This window comes from Collinsella sp. CLA-ER-H6, assembly GCF_040092305.1.
In the GTDB taxonomy this organism is placed as follows: domain Bacteria; phylum Actinomycetota; class Coriobacteriia; order Coriobacteriales; family Coriobacteriaceae; genus Collinsella.
Window position 1 is genome coordinate 1 of sequence record NZ_JBBNLS010000008.1, and the last position, 18,517, is coordinate 18,517.

The window sequence follows — 18,517 nt, forward strand, 5'->3', positions numbered from 1 at the left end:
CCGGCGCGCCACGGGTCAAGATGCACTAGGCCTGGACGAAGTCCGGGCCCGCGCCTTTAGACGCGAGCCCGGGGCCCGTGGGTTATACCCTAAGAGCAAACCACCCTTTTTAAGGGTGGTTCTGATTTGAGCGATATGGGGCCGTCTGTTGATTGGGGACAGACTTAAATGAGCGTTTTCACGCATTTAAGTCTGTCCCCAATCAACATTGCTGCGGCACTTTGCTCGGCTAAAGCGTACAATAGCGCCTATGCGAAAGGGGAACAGATGATCAACGAAACTATGTATGCTCGCGGTGCGGAAAGCTCCATCATCCGTGAGATTTTTAGCTATGGCCTTGAGCGCAAGGCGCAGATCGGTGCGGAAAACGTATTCGATTTTTCGCTGGGCAATCCGAGCGTTCCGGCACCCGCTGCTGTGGCGGAGTCCATTAAGAAGGCCCTGGAGCTGCCGAGCGACCAGCTGCACGGCTACACGCCCGCACCGGGCCTGCCGCAATGTCGTGCCGCTGTGGCCGAATCGCTCAACCGCCGCTTTGGCACGAGCTATGAGGGCAAAGACGTCTTTATGACGGTGGGTGCCGCGGCTTCGCTCACCTGCGCGCTCAACGCCGTTACGAATCCGGGCGACGAGGTTATTGTTATCGCCCCGTACTTTCCGGAGTATCGCGTTTGGATTGAGAAGGCCGGCTGTACGTGTGTTGAGGCGCTCGCCGATGAAGATACGTTCCAGCTGAGCGTGGACAACGTGCTCAAGGCGATTACCGATAAGACGACTGCCGTCATCATCGACTCGCCCAACAATCCGACTGGTGCCGTATATACACGCAACACGCTGACGCGACTGGCCAATGTTCTGCGCGAGGCCAACGCTCAGCGCGATCCCGAGAATCCGATTATGCTCATCTCGGATGAGCCGTACCGCGAGATCGTGTACGGTGCCGAGGTGCCTTGGGTGCCCTCGATCTACGAGAACACCGTTGTGTGCTACTCGTATTCTAAGTCGCTGTCGCTGCCTGGTGAGCGCGTGGGCTGGATCTTGGTTCCCACCACCAATCCGCAGGCTGCCCGTCTGATGCCGGCTGTTGCGGGTGCTGCCCGTACGCTAGGTTTTGTATGCGCACCGGCACTCTTCCAGCGCGTGATCATCGATTGCATCGATGAGCCGAGTGATGTCGGGGCCTATGCCCGCAACCGCACGGCGCTCACCGATGCTTTGACAGACTACGGCTATACCTATGTTGAGCCGGATGGCGCGTTCTACCTATGGGTGAAAGCGTTGGAGCCCGATGCGAATGCGTTTTGCGAGCGCGCAAAGAAGTATGAGTTGCTTGCGGTTCCCTCGGACAGCTTTGGTATGCCGGGCTGGTTCCGCCTGGGCTATTGCGTGAGTTACGAAACGATTGTCAATTCGCTACCCGCTTGGAAACAGTTGGCGGACGAGTATCGTTAAAAGTAAAGCGCTCTGCCTACAATGTTTTACGTGAAACGGGGTTTGGTGTTAAGCCGGACCCCGTTGTCATGGACGTTGTGTCTTTGGGATGGAGTGGTTTTACGACTATCAAAGGCTATGCGTACAATGAATATAAGCGACGGCCGTGCCAGATAAGGAGACCTGATGCCCTACCTGCTTTCTTGTGACATTCATACCCATACGATGTTCTCTGCGCATGCATATTCGACCATTGAGGAGAATGTGTACTGGGCGGCAGAGCGTGGCCTGCAGGTGCTCGGATCTGCCGACCATCTGAGCTCTATGGTTACGGCTTGCCCCAATGACCTGCGCAGTTACCAATTCTTTATCAACCAGGATATCTGGCTGCGCATTTGGAGCGGCGTGCTGGTGCTGCGTGGTGCCGAGGCCGATATCGTTTCGCTGGACGGAAGCCTGTTTGGCGAGGACACTCCTGTCACGCTCGATATCGCCGGCGATTCGTACAGCCGTCAGCATTCACTGTTCGATTTGGTTACGCGTAATTTGGATTATTTGGTTGCAAGCGTGCATAATCCGCAGATTGCTGAGGGCGCGACGCTGGCCCAGACGACCGAGATGTATATCAATGCCCTGGAGCACCCCAAGGTGTTCATGCTGGGTCACACGGGGCGTTCGGGCGTGCCGTTCGATATCGACGAGGTGCTGTTGGCAGCTAAGGCCAAGCACAAGATTATCGAGATCAACAACCATAGTCTTGAACACGGTGTCGACACTGAGCATTGGGCCGTATGCCGCAAGATTGCCGAGCGCTGCGCCGAGCTGGGCGTGGGCATTGGCGTTTCGACCGATGCGCACATTGGCATGGCAATTGGTAAGCTCGATTACGCTCGCAAGATGCTCGACGAGATTCACTTCCCGTTGGATCTGATCGTGACGCGCGATCGCGAGACGCTGCTGCGCGAGATGGCGGCAGCCGGCGTGTGCGATCTGCGCAATGGGATGTAGCGGAATTTATAAACCAAGCGAAGGGGGGGGCGGCCCAGACGGGTCGCCCCCTTTCTTGTCCCAAAAATCTACTGAGGTTGGTTAGCGGCGTTCGAGGACCGCTACGGTTTCGGTGTGGTCGGTATGGGGGAACATGTCGACTGGCGTGATCTTGAGCAGGCGATAGCCTCCGTCGAGGAGCTGGTGCAGGTCGCGCTCTTGGGTCACGGGGTTGCAGCTGATATAGGTGATGCGGCGCGGCTTAAGTGCGCAGGCAGCTTCGAGGAACTCGGGCGTGGAGCCGGCGCGCGGCGGGTCGATGGAAAGAACGTCGACGCGTTCGTTGTTGTCGGCGGCATCCAGGATGTAGTCGGTGGCGTCGTCGGCCATAAACCAAGCGCTGCGGGTGAGGCCGTTGAGCTCGGCATTGCGACGTGCGTCGGCAATGCCCGCCGGGTTGCGCTCAACGCCGAGCAGCATAATGCCGATACCCTTGTTCTGGGCATCTTTAGCTGCGCACAGGCCGATAGTTCCGCTACCGCAATAGGCATCCATGAGTACGTCGCCCTGCTGCAGGTCCATGCCGTCAATCGCGAGCTGATAGAGCAGCTCGGTCTGCTGCGGGTTGGTCTGGTAGAACGCGGTGGGGGAGATATCGAACTCGCAGCCGAGCAGCTGGTCGCGCATGCACTCGGCGCCATATACAATGCGGGTTTCCTCGCCGAGGATAGCGTTGCCGGGACGTCCGTTGATGTTTTGGGCGACGGTGACGATGTGCGGATTGAGTGCGGCGACAGCCTCAAAGAACTCCTGCGCATGCGGTAAGTCACGCTGAGCGGTCACGAGCGTAACCATGACCTGGTCGGTACGCCAACCGCAGCGGACGACGGCATAGCGAAGCAAACCAAGATGCTTGTCCTCATTAAAGGCGGGAATATGCAACCGCTCAGCTTCGCGTGCGATGCCGTTGAGAATCTGACGGGCGCCCGGCGCCTCGACGGGGCATTCGGGTACGGCAACGATCTTGTGCGTGCCGCGCTCAAAGAAACCGCAACGGACGGCGCCCTCCTTACCGGGAGCAAAGGGAGTGGCAGCCTTATGACGAAAGCCACGCGGCGCAGGATATTTGCCCGGGTCGCCCAGGGTGACTCCCATACCGCGAATGGGGTCGACGCTAATACCCTCGCGCTCGCAAAGAGCAGCAAAAAGCTCCTCCATGGCGGCCTGCTTGGCGGCGAGCTGCTTCTTATAAGGACGATTGAGCGCCGTACACCCACCGCAAGCTTTCATGATGGAACAGGGGGACTTGGGGTCCACAGCCTTACGCGCAGACGAAACCTGATCTTTATGCGAGCGCTTGGAGCGAGTCTGAGATGCCTTATCCTCGTTCCGACGAGAGCCGGGACGCTTGGCCTTAGCCTTGCCCTTAGCCGACTTACCCTTCGCATTCAGAGACGACTTGGATTTCTTAGAAGATTTTTTCTCCCCCGACCCCTCAGCCGCCTCGATCAAAGCACGACGAGCCTTACGCTCCGCACGAGATTCTGCCATGAATTAACCCCACTAATTTACAAATTGAAATCTGAAAGCATTGTACCGTGCCAAGTTAGCAGACGATATGCAAGCGCCTATTTCACGTCAGCGATAAGTCCAACGATGTTTGCCCGGCGTGGGCGGGGAGCGGCGCGTAATTAAGTTTATCGCGAGTTCCGCACGCAAAGGAAAGCACTTAATGTGCTTTCCGTCTTGCGCAGGACTGTAGAGCAGGAAACTTAATTACGCGCCGCTCCCCGCCCACGCCGGGCAATCTCTCCCTTGTACTTTATCAAGGTAGAGTGTATAATTCTGAACGTTACATGACTCACTTTACCTAACTAAAGTGCCATCAAGGGGGAATACTATGAATACCGATATGTCTCGTCGTCAGTTTGTTGGTCTAGCTGGCTCGCTCGCCACGGTGCTTGGCCTTGGTCTTGTCGGTTGCGGCGGTGGTGCCGGCAAGGGCTCCGCTGCTGGCTCTGCCGCGGCCAAGGATGTGAAGGGCGCTGCGGAGTCCAAGAAGCTCGTGGTGGGCTTCGATAAGTCCTATCCTCCGTACGGCTTTGTGGGCGACGATGGCGAGTACACCGGCTTTGATCTCGATCTGGCCAAGGCTGTTGCCGATAAGCAGGGCTGGGAGGTCAAATACGAGGCCATCGACTGGGACGCCAAGGATACGCTGCTCAACTCGGGTGCCATCAACTGCATCTGGAACGGCTTTACCATGGAGGGCCGTGAGGATGACTATACGTTCTCCGAGCCGTACATGCTCAACGAGCAGGTGCTGGTGGTAAAGAAGGATGCGGGCATCAAGAGCTGGGACGATCTTGCTGGCAAGACCGTGATCACTCAGACCGATTCCGCTGCGCAGGATGTGCTCGAGGGTGACCAGAAGGATCTGGCGGCGACGTTTGCCACGCTCGACACGATCGGCGAGTACAACACGGCCTTTATGCAGCTCGAGAGCGGCGCGGTCGATGCCGTGGCTTGCGACCTTTCGATTGCCCAGTATCAGCTTGCCGCCAAGCCCGATGCTTATACGCAGCTTGATGAGCCGCTGTCCAGCGAGCACTACGCCGTCGGCTTTAAGAAGGGCGACACCAAGTCGGCCGACGCCGTGACCGAGTCGCTCAAGGCGCTCTACGAGGACGGCACGGTTAAGGACCTGTGCGACAAGTATTCAAGCTATGGTCTATCTTTCGATAATTGGGTGCTCAAGTAATGTCTATTCAGGTCATGATGCAGATGCTTGGCCAGGGATTCTTGGTCAGTTTGCAGTTGTTTGTGCTGACACTGCTGGGGTCGATTCCGCTGGGAATCCCCGTGGCGTTTATGCGCATGAGCAAAATCGCGCCGCTTCGCTGGATTGCGCGCATCTATATCTCGGTCATGCGCGGCACGCCGCTCATGCTGCAGATGTTTGCCATCTACTTTGCCCCGTACTACGTGTTTGGCATTTCGCTCACGCCCGATTCCAAGTGGACGGCGTGCGTCGTAGCGTTCATCATCAACTACGCCGGTTACTTTGCCGAGATCTATCGCTCGGGCCTGCAGTCCATTCCGCGCGGTCAATACGAGGCAGCCGAGGTGCTGGGCTATTCGCGCATGCAGACGTTTCTGTATATCGTGATGCCGCAGGTCGCCAAGCGTATTCTGCCGGCGATGGGCAACGAGATCATCACGCTGGTCAAGGACACGTCGCTGGCGTTTGCCATTGGCGTGGGTGAGATGTTCTCGACGGCCAAGGCGCTGGTCGCCTCGCAGGTGAGCATGGTGCCGTTTGCGATCGCGGCGCTGATCTACTGGGTCTTTAACTTTGTGGTCGAGATGCTGCTGGGCGCCGCCGAAAAGAAGCTGGACTATTATCATGACTAACTCAGTGATGAAAATCGAAAGCGCTCGCAAAGCGTTTGGCGGCAATGAGGTGCTCAAGGATATCTCGCTCGAGGTGAAGCGTGGCGAGGTCGTGGCGATTATCGGGCCTTCGGGTGGCGGCAAGTCCACGCTGCTGCGGTGTGCCACGCTGCTCGAGACGCTCGACGGTGGCTCGCTCTCGTTTGGCGACCTTGCCGTCGCGACGGATGCGGGCTCGGGCGCGGTGTATGCAAAGGGCGATGTACCTAAACAGGCGCGCTCGCGGTTTGGTCTGGTGTTTCAGAACTACAACCTGTTCCCGCACTATACCGTGATGAAAAACATCATCGACGCGCCGATCCGCGTGCTTAAGCGCCCGCGCGAACAGGCGGAGGCCCGTGCACACGAGCTTATTACACAGATGGGGCTGACGGGCAACGAGAACAAGGTACCGTGCGAGCTTTCGGGCGGTCAGCAGCAGCGCGTGAGTATCGCCCGCGCCTTGGCGCTCGATCCGGAGATCCTGTTCTTTGACGAGCCGACCTCGGCACTCGATCCCGAGCTGACGGCCGAGGTGCTGCGTGTCATTAAAGACCTTGCCGCGCAGAATATGACGATGGTGATTGTGACCCACGCAATGCAGTTTGCGCGCGATGTTGCCGACCGCGTGGTCTTTATGGATGGCGGCCGCATTGTCGAGGAGGGTCCTGCCGAGCAGGTCATCGACCATCCGCGTGAGCAGCGCGCCCGTGAGTTCTTGAGCCGTATCGAGGGATAGGCTCAGGTATTTACTCAACTATTAATTGAGGCGAAGCCGCCGCAGGTCTTACGGTCTGTGGCGGCTTTTTGTTTGCATCGACGGGGTTCAATAATCGCCTCACAAGCTTGTCTCTTCCTCTCGCCGCCTGTATTCATACGTGTGCCGAAAGGTGTGCATGGACGGTCGCCCGTGAGGGTAGGGTGGTGGCATAGGACATTTGGAGGGTGAGTCGGCTCGGCTGCCGACCATGCTGCTCCCGGGATGGCACCGACCGCGAACTCTCCCCGTTGGCGTCGCGCAATGCGCGCGGCCCTGCAAGGAGGTCATCATGGGTGCTCCCAAGACCGGTAACGTAAGGAACGTGGTGCTCGTAGGCCAAGGCGGGGTGGGCAAGACTTCACTCGCCGAAGCCATGCTCCACCTTTCCGGCAAGACCGCCCGCCTGGGCGGCCACGACGGCACCAAGCCTACGCTCGACTATGACCCTGAAGAGGTCAAGCGTTCATTCTCCATCTCGACGACCATCGCGCCGATCGACTGGAAGGGCGCGCGCATCAATGTGCTCGATGCCCCGTGCTACCCCGATTTTATCGGCGACGCCTTTGCCGCGATGAGCGTCTGCGAGACGGCTCTGTTTGTGGTCGACGCCGAGGCCGGCCCGCAGCCTACGACGGTTAAGCTCTGGTATGCCGCCGAGGACCTGCGCCTGGCGCGTGCGGTGTTCGTAAACCGCCTGTCGCGCTCCGAGGCCAGCTTTGCGACCACGATGGACCTGCTGCAGGAGCGCTTTGGCACGCGCCTGGGCGCCGTGACCCTTCCCTGGGGCGAGGGCGAGGACTTTGACGGCATCATCGACCTGGTGCGCATGAAGGCGCGCCATTGCAACGGCACCGAAGCCGTTGAGTCAGAGATTCCCGAGGAGTATCGTGCCCAGGCCGAGGAGGCCCATGACCATCTGTGCGAGCTGGTGGCCGAGGCTGACGACGAACTGATGATGAAGTACTTGGAAGGCGAGGAGACGCTGACGCAGGAGGAGCTTGAGGGCTTGCTGTCGAAGGCGATTGCCGAGCGCATCTTTGTGCCGGTCTTTGCGGGCGATTGCATTAAGGAGCAGGGCGTCAACTCGCTGATGGACGACATCGCGACGTACTTCCCGGCGCCGACCGACTACGGCGAGATGCCGCTCATCGACGGTGATTCGCTCAAAATCTCGAGCGACGATGACCGTCCGGTGGCGTTTGTGTTTAAGACCCTGGCCGATCCGCAGCAGGGTCGCATCAGCTTTATCAAGGTGCTGACGGGTACGCTTGAGCCGGGTCTTGAGCTGATCAACGCGCGTACCCGCAAGGGCGACCGTCTGGCTCACCTGTATGTGATGTGCGGCCGCGATATGACCGAGGTCGGTCACGCCTATGCCGGCGACATCATCGTGGCGCCCAAGCTGGCTGCCGAGACGGGCGACACGCTCTCGATTACCGGTAAGGTCGAGGCCGCGGCGTTTAAGTTCCCCAACTCGCAGTACCGCATTGCCATCGAGGCCGAGAATCGCGGCGACGAAGAGAAGCTCTACACGTTTATCGAGAAGGCCTGCAAGGCCGATCCGACCATGAGCATCGACCGCGACGAGGAGACCGGCCAGACCATTATCTCCGCCGTTGGTGAGGCGCAGGTTTCGGTGCTGCTCAACCGTTTGGAGGATCGCACCAAAGTCGTGGCCAAGAGCGTGCCGATCCGCATTCCGTATCGCGAGACCATTCGCCGTACGGCAAGTGCCCAGGGCCGCCATAAGAAGCAGACCGGCGGCGCCGGTCAGTACGGCGACTGCTGGCTGCGCGTGGAGCCGCTCATTGGGCCCGACGGCACGAGCGATGGCTATGAGTTTGTGGACGAGGTCGTGGGCGGCCGTATTCCGCGCTCGCTGATCCCCGCCGTGGACAAGGGTGTCCAGGAGACCATGAAGGACGGCATCATTGCCGGCTACCCGCTCACGGGCATTCGCGTGGCTGTGTACGACGGCTCGTATCACAGCGTCGACTCCAACGAGATGGCGTTCCGCGCGGCAGCTCGCATCGGCCTGCGCAAGGCATGTGCCGATGCCGACCCGGTGGTGCTGGAGCCCATTGAGGAAATTACGGTGACCATCCCCGAGAGCTACGCCGGCGCTGTGATGGGCGACATCTCGGCATCGCGCGGTCGCGTGACGGGTATGGAGACCGATGAGCGCGGCGATACCGTGGTTATTGCCCAGGCGCCGCTGGCAGAGCTGACGGATTATTCGACGCGCCTGCGCTCTATCACGCGCGGCACGGGTGACTTTACCATGAAGCCCGCAGGCTATGAGCAGGTGCCTTATGACGTTCAGGCCAAGCTGGTCGAGCGCTATGAGGAGGGCCGCGCCAAGTAGCGCGTGATTTTGTCTGCAATGTAGGTGCTGACGAAAGGGCCGCCCTGGGTAACCGGGGCGGCTCTTTTTGATTCCTTGGGGACGGAGGAAAACGGATCATTTAGGCTTTGGGGCAGCTTGGTCGGTCCTAGTCTCCCGAGGCCTGATTGCGGCCGGTGGTGTAGTCGATCTGCACGTGCGGCTGCAGGTTGTAGCAATATACGTGGAAGCAGAGGGTCTTGCCGTGGTCCTCGACCGATTGCGCCTCAAGGCGCATGCCACGGCAGACAAGTTCCTCTTCGTTATACATAGGCGTGACGCGGTAGAGCACATGGTTGCCCGTATCGCGAATATAGTTGAGAATCTGCTCCTCAAACGGCAGCATGCCCGTTTCGTTGAGATAGCGCGTGCCGGTGAGGAGATTTTTGCGGTTGGCGTTTTCGCCGCAGAGCGACCAGGCGATAAGGTGGCAGCGGTTGTAGAGGCTCTGGCCCGGAATAAAGTCGTAGCGCTGCTGGTGCCAACCGGCAGGATGGATACGCGAGATATCGCCGCGCTCGCCTTGACCTAGTGATTCGGGGCCCACGCAGGCGAGTGCTTTGCGGGTGCGGCCCAGGCTGTCGAGCTTGGAGAACTTCTTAAAGCAGCTCTCTTCTGTAGCGCGCTCGTATTCATCGAGCGTGAACGACGGCGTGCCGAGCGGATGCGTGCTGTCGGCGCGAAGGGCAACGTAGGGGTTGCCGGCGTAGTCGGGAATGCTGCTGAGATAAACACCGCGGGCGCGGTTGAGGTCGGGGTTTTCGACCTCGTCGATGGGGGTGGCGGCACTGTCCGCGGAAACGTCGTCATCGGTGTCGGTTGCGGCGGAATCGGAGCCATCGCCAGAGTCCTGGCCGTTTTGAGGGTCCGGGGAGCTCGCCGTTCCCGATTCGAGCCGGGCAACCAGGTCTGCCTCGTCGTCGGTGCGGCTGGGGCTCTCGTTTTGTTTTTCGGCCAGAGCCGCCGCTTGCTCATCGCTTTGCGGCGACAGCAGCTTGGGCGCCCCGTCAAGCGATCCCGTAAACAGCGCAAACCCTAGCACCACGGTGGTGCCGATGGAAAGTATTTGCTTGCAGGCGGGCTTGCGCGACATTGAGGCTCCTGGATGGACGGTTGGGAATCTACCAGTCTAGCAGGAGCCGGCAAGGGCCGTTCTGTCGAACAAATACTTAAGATTTGAGACAAACGCTACTGATTCATTTGCCTCATATGGAGCTGCGGCGGTTGTGTATATGAAGCTATTCGGCGTTTCCCCAAATGATACCTGCCAAAACAAACCTGTCCCTTTTCGGTGGGTGATCGTGAGTTATTTCACCGCAGCTTAAGGTGCGGTTGGGATGTGCGCACTTTAAAGAGAGGAGCCCATGATTAGAGAGATTGCGCTCGTCTCTCTAATATGTCTCTCTAAAGAGAAAGCCAGTTAAAGAGATAACATTGGGCTATCTAACAGTGAATTCGATACATCTCTCTAAATGTCTCTCTAAAATAAGGTGCTTATCTCTCTAAAGTTAGAGAGATATACTATACTTTAGAGAGATAAATCTATCGTTTTAGAGAGACGGAATGCCAATGCTGCTGGATGAACCTCTTGGCCTTATCGTTGAGCGCCTTCGCAGGCGGGGGACTGATGACGCATCGGTAGAAGTTAAAGCCTGCACGAATAAATTGAGCGCAGACGTATGGGAGACAGTGAGCGCTTTTGCGAACACTGCGGGTGGGCTCATTATTTTGGGCCTGAATGAAGCCGAAGGATTTGTTCCTTCGGCTAACTTTGCTATCGATAGGGTGCGCGATCAGTTTGTTTCGGGTATCGGAGACGGAGGCTCAGCGGCAGTGGTGACCCATGCGCCGCGGTACGAGCTTGATCGAGGCGAGGTCGACGGGCTCCAGGTGCTTCTGGTGCGCATCTTTGAACTTGAGCTTAAAGCGAAGCCTTGCTATATCGGCGCGCGCGGCGTGCAGAACGGTAGCTACAAGCGCGTGGATGATAAAGATATCAAGATGTCACCCGCTGAGCTATATGAGCTGCAGAGTGCGTTGCTTCCGAGCGATGCAGACGGCACGGTGGTTTCGGAGGCAACGGTCGAGGATTTGGATCCAGATGTCGTGCGGTCTATTATCGCAAATCGCCGGCTGCAGACCCCGCGCGTTTTGCGCGGGGCCGATACGCTGGAAAAGCAGCTGGTCAGACTCAATATCACTACAAAGGATGGTGCCGTGAAGCTCGCGGGGCTTCTGTCGGCGGGAATTTACCCCCAGCAGTTCTATCCCAAACTGATGATCGATGTCGCCGTTCATTCCGATGTGGAAAAATCTGCACCCGGGCAACCCCGGTTTATTGACCGCCAGTTGTGCGATGGCCCGATTCCGGCTTGCATCGAAGATGCCCTTGCCGCGATTGGACGAAACTTGCGCAAAGCGACGATAGTGCAAGGCGCTGGCAGAAGGGAGGATTGGGAAGTTCCCCAGGAGGTTTTGCGCGAGGCCTTGGCAAATGCCTGCATCCATCGAGAATATTCGCCCATGTTTGTGGGGCAGGCCGTGAGTGTCGATATCTATCCAGACAGAATAGAGATCAAAAACCCTGGCGGGCTTTGGGGCGGAAAGACGGTGGACAATCTTGCAAACGGGGAATCGCGCTGCCGAAACCCAAAGCTCATGAGCCTAATGGGGGCGACGCCGTTAGAGCATGCCGAGGGGGCCGTTGCGGAAAGCCAGGGATCTGGTATCCCGGCTATGATTCGCGAGATGGAGTCTCGTTCGCTTGGCAGGCCGAAATTTATCGTTAAGGCCGATTCGTTTACGGTGCTGCTTTCCCGGCACGGGGCGGAGCTTGCTGAAAACCGCACGTGGATTCAGAGCCATGTGGGCACCGAGCTGACGGATCGCGAAGAAACATTGCTCATGTCTATGCGGGAGCATGGGTGCGTATGCGATGTTCAAAAAATACGAGAGGCCCTGAAGTGGGATTCGGATGACATTCGCCTGATCTGCGGGGACCTTGTAGATAAACATGCCCTGTCAAAATGCGGCAAAGACACGTTCGAAATTATCGATAGGAACAGAGAACCGTCAGCTTCGACGGCGGATAGGATCCTGGAGGCTCTCAGCGCCGAAGTGGATATGACGGCGCGAGAAATAGCGGTTGCATCGGGGGTCAGAATTTCGTCTGTCCGTTACCATCTGCCAAAAATGGCGGATAAAGGACTCATCGAAGTAATGGGTTCGTCGACGAGCCGCAACCGCCGATATCGGAAGAAGTAGATGCAGCCGGGTCGCCCCTCTAGCGCCTCTCGAAGTTAGATGGGTGCTAGAGGGGCGACTGCCTCGCGATATTTCCCCAGATAAAACCTGCCAAAATAAACCTGTCCCTTTTTGGTAGGTCAGTTAACGCAGTCCAGGTTGAGCATATGCGAGCGAGCAGGCTCCGGGTGCGGTAAGGTGACGTGAAACAAGCGGGCGCTGACCTTTTGGTCGCGCCCGTGAAGTTGAACGTCAGATTACCGTGCCCGGGGCCTGCGCAGCGCCGAGCAGTTACGCCGTTTGTAAAACGGCGTAACCTAAAGGTTCATGTTGCCGTGAATGTAGGGGGTGACCTCGGGGGAGATATGGTCGCAGCCCAGCTCGCGCAGCGCGGACTCGATAACGGCGGGCAGCGGGGTCTTGCCCTTGTCGTCGATGGCGGCACCGCCGAGGGTGGCAATCTTGGCGACATCTGCGGGTGCGGCCTCGATATGCATGCAGCCGCCGACCAAGCGCGCGCGTACCTGTGCCAGATCAAGATCGTGCAGGTAATCCTCGCAGGCGCGGATTAAATCGACTTTCTCGCGCGTAAGCTCCTCGTCCGTGGGGACGCGGGTGGCAAGACATGCTCCCGCCGGTAGGTTCCAAACGGGATAGCCCCATGCGCGCAGCAGCTCGCGCTCTTCGTCCTTGGTAAAGCCGACCTCCATAAGGGGTGAGCGTACGCCGAGCTCTTCTGCCGCACGCATGCCGGGGCGGTAGTCACCGCGATCGCTTGCATTGCTGCCATCGATGACGGTGGGAAAGCCGAGCGACTTGGCGTGGTTGACGATGGCGGTAAAGCCGGCGTGCTTGCAGTGGTAGCAGCGATTGGCATCGTTGCAGGTTACTTGGGGGAGCTGCAACTGATCCACCGAAAGATTGAGCACGGGGAGCTTAAAATGCGGCCCCTCATTGGCCTGTCCATCAACGGACTGCTCAAACGAAGTCTGTTCGGGCGTGCCGATGAGGGGCGTGGTGAGATGGACGAGAAGGGTATTGGTAGGCATGATGCGGGCGCAGACCGCGGCCAAAAAGCTGCTGTCGACACCACCGGAAAAGCCGATGGCGACGCGTCCGTATGCCAAAAGCAGCTGCTCGAGTGCTGCGAGTTTGTCCTGAAGCTCCTCTGTGGGTGCGGCGGTGTCTGAAAGCATGAAAGTTCCTTACAGTAATTAAAGCTCGGATGAAACTATAATCCCACCGAGCTGCTTGTCATAAGACTTCCAGCTATGTAACGAAAGTGCAATATGCTATATACGTTATATACAAGCTTGTAAAGTGCGGTAGAGTGGCAGTAATGCAATCCGGCGAGGGGGACCGATATGATCAAGGCTGTTATTTTTGACATGGATGGAACGCTGGTCGATACCGAGCGTTTGGGGATTAAGGCCTGGAAGGCAGGCGCCGCTGAGCTGGGGCTCGCGATTGATGAAGCGCTGATTCATCAGTTTATCGGCCGCACGCTGCCCGATGTTATGGACATCCTTGATGAGCATTACGGCAGCCATGAAACCACCGAGGCGGTCTATGTCCGCCACAAGGAGATTCGTGACGAGATGGTCAAGACCGAGCTGGAGCTTAAGGCCGGCGCCGCCGAGTGCATAGACGAGCTGTTGGCTGCGGGCTATCACGTGGGTCTAGCGACGTCGTCGCGCCTCGTTACGGCCGAGCGCAACCTTAAGATGGTCGGTCTTTTTGACAAGTTTGAAACGGTGACCTGCGGCGAGGACGTCGTGCACGGCAAGCCCGACCCCGAGATGTATCTGCTCGCCTGCGAGCGCGCGGGCTTTGCTCCCGAGGAATGTGCCGTGGTCGAGGATTCGCGCAACGGTTGCGTCTCGGGCATTACGGCCGGTTGCCATGTCTTTGCCGTCCCCGATATCGTGCCGCTGCCGCAGGACGTGGTGGATGGCTGCGAGGCCGTGCTCGATACGTTGTTCGACCTGGCGGCGGCAGTCAAGGCCGTGCGCTAGACAATTGCGGTGTTGAAACGAGCGATTGCTCACGTTTGCGCTCAAGCAAAAGGGGCCCGGCAATGGTCGGGCCCCTTTTGCTTGAGCGGCGACTTAGCATACTTGCGTGCGTGCTATAGATACGCACCGAGGTTGATGGCCGTGGCGTCGGTCTGGCTGCTTGCCTGGGTGCTGGCGCGTTCCAGCAGGAACGGCCGCACGAGTTCTTGGCGGTTGATGTCCTCGATGGCCGTGACCGCGGTGACGGTGCGCGCGGCAGAGCCGATGTGGACGTGCTTGGTCTTTGCCGGGGCCTTGTTCTCGATTTGCTCCATGAGCAATTGAACGCCCTTGCGGCCAATCTCGTAGCCCGGGGGCGCTACCGTAGTGAGCGGGACCGATCCACTCCAAGCGAGCGGGTTGCCATCGCAGCCTGCTACGCGTACTTGCCCGGGGACAGAGATGCCCTTGTCGACCAGCGCCGAGATAACGCCCGAGGCCAACACGTCGGTCAGGCCGACGACAAAATCGGGGCGTTCGTTCGCGGGGCGCTCGGCGATTTGGGCACCGATGCCGTAGCCGTCGGCAGCGGTATTCCATTCGCCAGCGTCGATGACTTCGATCTTGATATCGGGGTGCAGGGCGAGGGCCTTGTGAATGCCAAGCACGCGTAGGGTGAGCTGCATAAATGCTGCTCGGCCGACGACGACAATATGGTGTGCGCCGCGGGCGATGGCGAGCTCGGCAATGATGCGACCTTGGGCCTCGTTGTCGGCCGCTACGTAGTAGCCGGGCTCGGAACAGTGGATGTCCAGATGGACGATCGGCACGGGCATTTTAGTCATGGCCGGATGCCAGTCGGGGGACGCCATGGGCTGAACCATGACGCCGGACATCTGCGTGCCCATAAAGTAGCGCAGGTAATGGTCCTCGAGAATATCGTCGTTATCGGCGTTGGCGATGAGCAAGTCGTAGCCGTGCTTGCGGGCCTCGTTGTGGGCGCCGCTGGCGATTTGGAGCGAAAAGCCGTGATCGAGACGGGGGAGCACCAGGCCAAAGGACTTGGTGGCGCCGCCCGCGAGCTGACGGGCGCTTTGGTTGGGCAGGTAGCCAAGGCGATTGATGGTCTCGTTGATGAGCTTGAGGGTCTCGGGGCGCAGCTTTTCGGGGTGGTTGAGCGCGTTGGAAACCGTGCCCAACGAAACCCCGGCCTCGCGCGCGACGTCGCTGATTTTTACCTTTGCCATAGCGGCCCCTTTGATGCGTTTCAAGTACAAGCCAGATTGTAGCATCCCAAACCTACCAAAAAGGGACAGGTTTATTTTGGCAGGTTTTATCTGGGGAAACGCTGTTGCCAACGCGACCACCACGAAGGGGGTAGGTACCTTTGCGGTGGTTTGGACCGGCTGGACGTGTGTGCATCGGGTGGTATCTAAGTTGAGATACCACTTCTGGTATATCAGCTTGTGCTTGCGTGAGTACAATACTCGAACGTTATGCGTCTCAGCGCCCCTTGTGCGTGGACGTTTTGCAGTCAAGCGGACGAAGGGATTTATCCTATGTGCGGAATTGTCGGCTACACCGGCTCTGATATTGCAAAGAACATCCTGGTCACAGGCCTCAAGCGTATGGAGTATCGCGGCTATGACTCCTCGGGCGTCGCGCTCGAGGTGGGCGAGGGCGCCGCGGCGCACCTCGACGTCATCCGCCGCGTGGGCAAGGTCGCGGGCTTGGAGAGCGAGCTTTCCAACATTGACAGCGACGCTATCTGCGGTATCGGCCACACCCGTTGGGCCACCCACGGCAAGCCTTCGGTCGTTAACGCTCACCCCCACACCAGCTGCGACGGTCGTATCGCCATCGTTCACAACGGCATCATCGAGAACTTCGCCGAGCTGCGCGAAGAGCTAGAGGACCGCGGCCACCACTTTAAGAGCGAGACCGATACCGAGGTCTTCGCGCATCTGATCGAAGAGGCTTATGCCGAGACGCACGACCTGATGGCCTCCGTGCGCGAGGCTTGCACCCACGTGGTCGGTGCCTATGGTCTGGCCGCCGTGTGCGCTGACGAGCCCGGCGTGATCGCCGTGGCCCGCAAGGATTCCCCGATCGTAGTCGGTGTGGGTGAAACCGGCTCCTATGTTGCTTCTGATGTCATCGCGCTCATCGACGCCACCCGCGATGTCGTGGTGCTCGAGGACGGTCAGTTTGCCAAGCTCACGCCCGCAGGCGTCGAGTACACCGACGAGGCCGGCAACGTTATCGAGCCCAAGGTCACCCACATCGACTGGGACCTGGACATGGCAGAAAAGGGCGGTTATCCCGACTTTATGCTCAAGGAAATCCACGAGCAGCCGCGCGTCGTGCGCGACACGCTGGTCGGTCGTATGACGCCGGCCGGCGAGCTTGACATCGACGAGCTGGGCCTTTCGCTCGAGGAGCTCAACGACATCGACCGCGTCTACGTGATCGCTTGCGGAACCAGCTATCACGCTGGCCTCATTGCTAAGAATCTCATTGAGGGCTGGGCTCGCATCCCCACCGAGGTTGAGGCAGCCAGCGAGTTCCGTTATCGCAATCCCATCATTACGCCGACGACGCTTGTCGTTGCCGTGTCCCAGTCGGGCGAGACGGCCGATACCCTTGCCGCCATTCGCGACGCGCGCATCAAGGGTGCCAAGGTCTTCGGCATCACCAATGTGGTGGGCAGCCCCGTGGCGCGTGAGAGCGACGGCGTCATCTACACCAAGGCCAACAAGGAGATTGCGGTCGCCTCGACCAAGAGCTTTATCGGCCAGGTTGCGAGCCTTACGCTTTTGGCCCTGCTGCTGGCGCAGGTCAAGTACCGCTTGACCACCAAGCAGGCGCGCATGCTGTTCCGCGAGCTTTCCGATACGGCCGAGCAGATCCAGTGGATTTTGGATACCCAGACCGAGGCCGTTCATGAGGCCGCCCTGCTGTGCAAGGATGCGCAGTCGGCGCTATTCGTGGGCCGTGGCATGGGTGCCGCTATTTCCTACGAGGGCGCGCTCAAGCTCAAAGAGGTCAGCTACCTGCACGCCGAGGCATATGCCGCCGGCGAGATGAAGCACGGCCCCATCGCCCTGATTGACCCGGGCTTCCCCGTCATCGCTGTGGCCACCAAGAGTGCCACCTACGACAAGACCGTGTCGAACCTCATGGAGTGCAAGGCGCGCGGCGCCAAGGTCATCGTCGTTGCCACCGAGGGCGACGAGGAGATCAACAAGATCGCCGACTGCATCATCCGCGTGCCAGCAGTCCGCGACGTGTTCAGCCCCATCACGGCGAGCGTCCCGCTGCAGCTGCTCGCCCGCGAGGTCGCCATCCTGCGCGGCTGCGATGTCGATCAGCCCCGAAACCTCGCTAAGAGCGTGACCGTGGAATAGTTGGTTCCGCCGTCCTAGCGACCAAGGCCCGGCTCCGTTGCAGCGGAGCCGGGCCTTGTTGCATTTGCCCAGATAAAACCTGCCAAAATAAACCTGTCCCTTTTTGGCAGGTTAGCGGAGCTTGCTGGTCTCGAAGTACTCGGGGAACTGGTCCAGAACCTCGGTTTGGTTGCGGAACATCATGTGCAGGTGCTTGCTGACCAAAAAGCTCGCTTCGATGGGGTCGCGACCGGCGATAGCGCGGCGAATCTGCTTGTGCTCGTTCACGATGTCCTGATTGTCGAGAACCTGCGTGGCAGCGCGCAGCCAGCGGAAGCGCTCAAGGTCGGCATTGGTCTCTTCGAGCCACGACCACACGGTGCTGCGACATGCGATGCTAAAAATCATGTGATGCATGAGGTTGTCGCTCAAAAAGAAGCCGATGCGATCCTCTTCGGCCATGGCCTTTTCCTGCAGCACGATGGCGCGGTCGAGCTGCTCGATGCCAGCCGATGTGGCGCGCGCGCAGCACTCCACGATCACCTGCTTTTCCAGATGCTCGCGGATGTAACAGGCACTCTCGGCAAGGGTGAGGTTGATGGGTGAGACGTAGGTGCCACTCTGGGGCACGGTGCGCACCAGGCCTTCCTGCGCCAAGCGAACCAAAGCCTCGCGCACGGGCGTGCGACCCATATCCAGGTCATCGCAAAGTTGCTTGACGCCCAGCTTTTCGCCCGGCTTGTAGTCCAGGTAGACGATTTTGCGTCGAATGGTGTGGTAGGACTGGTCCTGTAGGCTCGTTTCCTGCTCGCCGACGTGCATCGATTCTTCCATAGCGCCTCGCAACTGTTCTATCAAACTCATATGTCAGTTGTTAATTATGCCGCGAATCAGCTCTCCG

At 59.0% G+C, this 18,517-nt stretch carries 14 protein-coding genes; 9 read left to right on the forward strand and 5 right to left on the reverse strand.

The features are described 5' to 3' along the window. Positions 1 to 267 precede the first annotated feature (267 nt). Positions 268 to 1,452, forward strand: coding sequence for a pyridoxal phosphate-dependent aminotransferase (locus AAAX77_RS04745; RefSeq protein ID WP_349105028.1), 1,185 nt, complete (start codon positions 268 to 270; stop codon positions 1,450 to 1,452). 165 nt (positions 1,453 to 1,617) lie between these two features. Further along, a complete protein-coding gene (locus AAAX77_RS04750) occupies positions 1,618 to 2,439 on the forward strand; it encodes a phosphatase (RefSeq protein ID WP_349105030.1) in 822 nt (273 codons plus the stop codon). Positions 2,440 to 2,520: 81 nt separating this feature from the next. On the opposite strand, the gene rlmD is transcribed toward AAAX77_RS04750, so the two are convergent. After that, positions 2,521 to 3,969 carry a 23S rRNA (uracil(1939)-C(5))-methyltransferase RlmD gene (rlmD, locus tag AAAX77_RS04755; RefSeq protein WP_349105032.1) on the reverse strand — a complete coding sequence of 483 codons (1,449 nt, stop codon included), beginning with the start codon at positions 3,967 to 3,969 and terminating at the stop codon, positions 2,521 to 2,523. A gap of 349 nt (positions 3,970 to 4,318) precedes the next feature. Between rlmD and AAAX77_RS04760 the strand changes: the two genes are divergently transcribed. The 4 genes from AAAX77_RS04760 (at position 4,319) to AAAX77_RS04775 (ending at position 8,975) form a co-directional block, all read left to right on the forward strand. Then, on the forward strand, positions 4,319 to 5,179 hold the full coding sequence (locus tag AAAX77_RS04760; RefSeq protein WP_099432383.1) for a transporter substrate-binding domain-containing protein: 861 nt from the start codon (positions 4,319 to 4,321) through the stop codon (positions 5,177 to 5,179). Then, positions 5,179 to 5,832 carry an amino acid ABC transporter permease gene (locus tag AAAX77_RS04765; RefSeq protein WP_117806870.1) on the forward strand — a complete coding sequence of 218 codons (654 nt, stop codon included), beginning with the start codon at positions 5,179 to 5,181 and terminating at the stop codon, positions 5,830 to 5,832. Before AAAX77_RS04760 ends, AAAX77_RS04765 begins: the two co-directional genes overlap by 1 nt. Next, positions 5,825 to 6,589, forward strand: coding sequence for an amino acid ABC transporter ATP-binding protein (locus AAAX77_RS04770; RefSeq protein WP_349105033.1), 765 nt, complete (start codon positions 5,825 to 5,827; stop codon positions 6,587 to 6,589). Before AAAX77_RS04765 ends, AAAX77_RS04770 begins: the two co-directional genes overlap by 8 nt. A gap of 310 nt (positions 6,590 to 6,899) precedes the next feature. Then, positions 6,900 to 8,975 carry an elongation factor G gene (locus AAAX77_RS04775; protein WP_035138729.1) on the forward strand — a complete coding sequence of 692 codons (2,076 nt, stop codon included), beginning with the start codon at positions 6,900 to 6,902 and terminating at the stop codon, positions 8,973 to 8,975. 127 nt (positions 8,976 to 9,102) lie between these two features. Here the strand turns inward: AAAX77_RS04775 and AAAX77_RS04780 are convergent, their stop codons facing one another. Beyond that, a complete protein-coding gene (locus AAAX77_RS04780; protein ID WP_349105034.1) occupies positions 9,103 to 10,086 on the reverse strand; it encodes a DNA/RNA non-specific endonuclease in 984 nt (327 codons plus the stop codon). A 476-nt stretch (positions 10,087 to 10,562) separates the two neighbouring features. Between AAAX77_RS04780 and AAAX77_RS04785 the strand changes: the two genes are divergently transcribed. Further along, positions 10,563 to 12,257 carry an ATP-binding protein gene (locus AAAX77_RS04785; protein ID WP_349105036.1) on the forward strand — a complete coding sequence of 565 codons (1,695 nt, stop codon included), beginning with the start codon at positions 10,563 to 10,565 and terminating at the stop codon, positions 12,255 to 12,257. A gap of 296 nt (positions 12,258 to 12,553) precedes the next feature. On the opposite strand, the gene AAAX77_RS04790 is transcribed toward AAAX77_RS04785, so the two are convergent. Beyond that, a complete protein-coding gene (locus AAAX77_RS04790; protein ID WP_349105037.1) occupies positions 12,554 to 13,432 on the reverse strand; it encodes an ATP-dependent sacrificial sulfur transferase LarE in 879 nt (292 codons plus the stop codon). Between the two features lie 168 nt (positions 13,433 to 13,600). On the opposite strand from AAAX77_RS04790, the gene AAAX77_RS04795 reads away from it, so the two are divergent. Beyond that, the gene (locus AAAX77_RS04795; protein WP_349105038.1) at positions 13,601 to 14,251 is read left to right on the forward strand and encodes an HAD family phosphatase; all 651 of its coding nucleotides are present in this window, start codon (positions 13,601 to 13,603) and stop codon (positions 14,249 to 14,251) included. 113 nt (positions 14,252 to 14,364) lie between these two features. Here the strand turns inward: AAAX77_RS04795 and AAAX77_RS04800 are convergent, their stop codons facing one another. Continuing rightward, positions 14,365 to 15,477, reverse strand: a complete 1,113-nt coding sequence (locus tag AAAX77_RS04800; RefSeq protein ID WP_349090564.1) for a LacI family DNA-binding transcriptional regulator — start codon at positions 15,475 to 15,477, stop codon at positions 14,365 to 14,367. A gap of 312 nt (positions 15,478 to 15,789) precedes the next feature. Here AAAX77_RS04800 and glmS point away from each other — a divergent pair, with 312 nt between their 5' ends. Further along, positions 15,790 to 17,637, forward strand: coding sequence for a glutamine--fructose-6-phosphate transaminase (isomerizing) (glmS, locus tag AAAX77_RS04805; RefSeq protein ID WP_349105040.1), 1,848 nt, complete (start codon positions 15,790 to 15,792; stop codon positions 17,635 to 17,637). A gap of 111 nt (positions 17,638 to 17,748) precedes the next feature. Here the strand turns inward: glmS and AAAX77_RS04810 are convergent, their stop codons facing one another. Then, positions 17,749 to 18,450, reverse strand: a complete 702-nt coding sequence (locus AAAX77_RS04810; protein WP_050766156.1) for a GntR family transcriptional regulator — start codon at positions 18,448 to 18,450, stop codon at positions 17,749 to 17,751. Positions 18,451 to 18,517 lie beyond the last annotated feature (67 nt).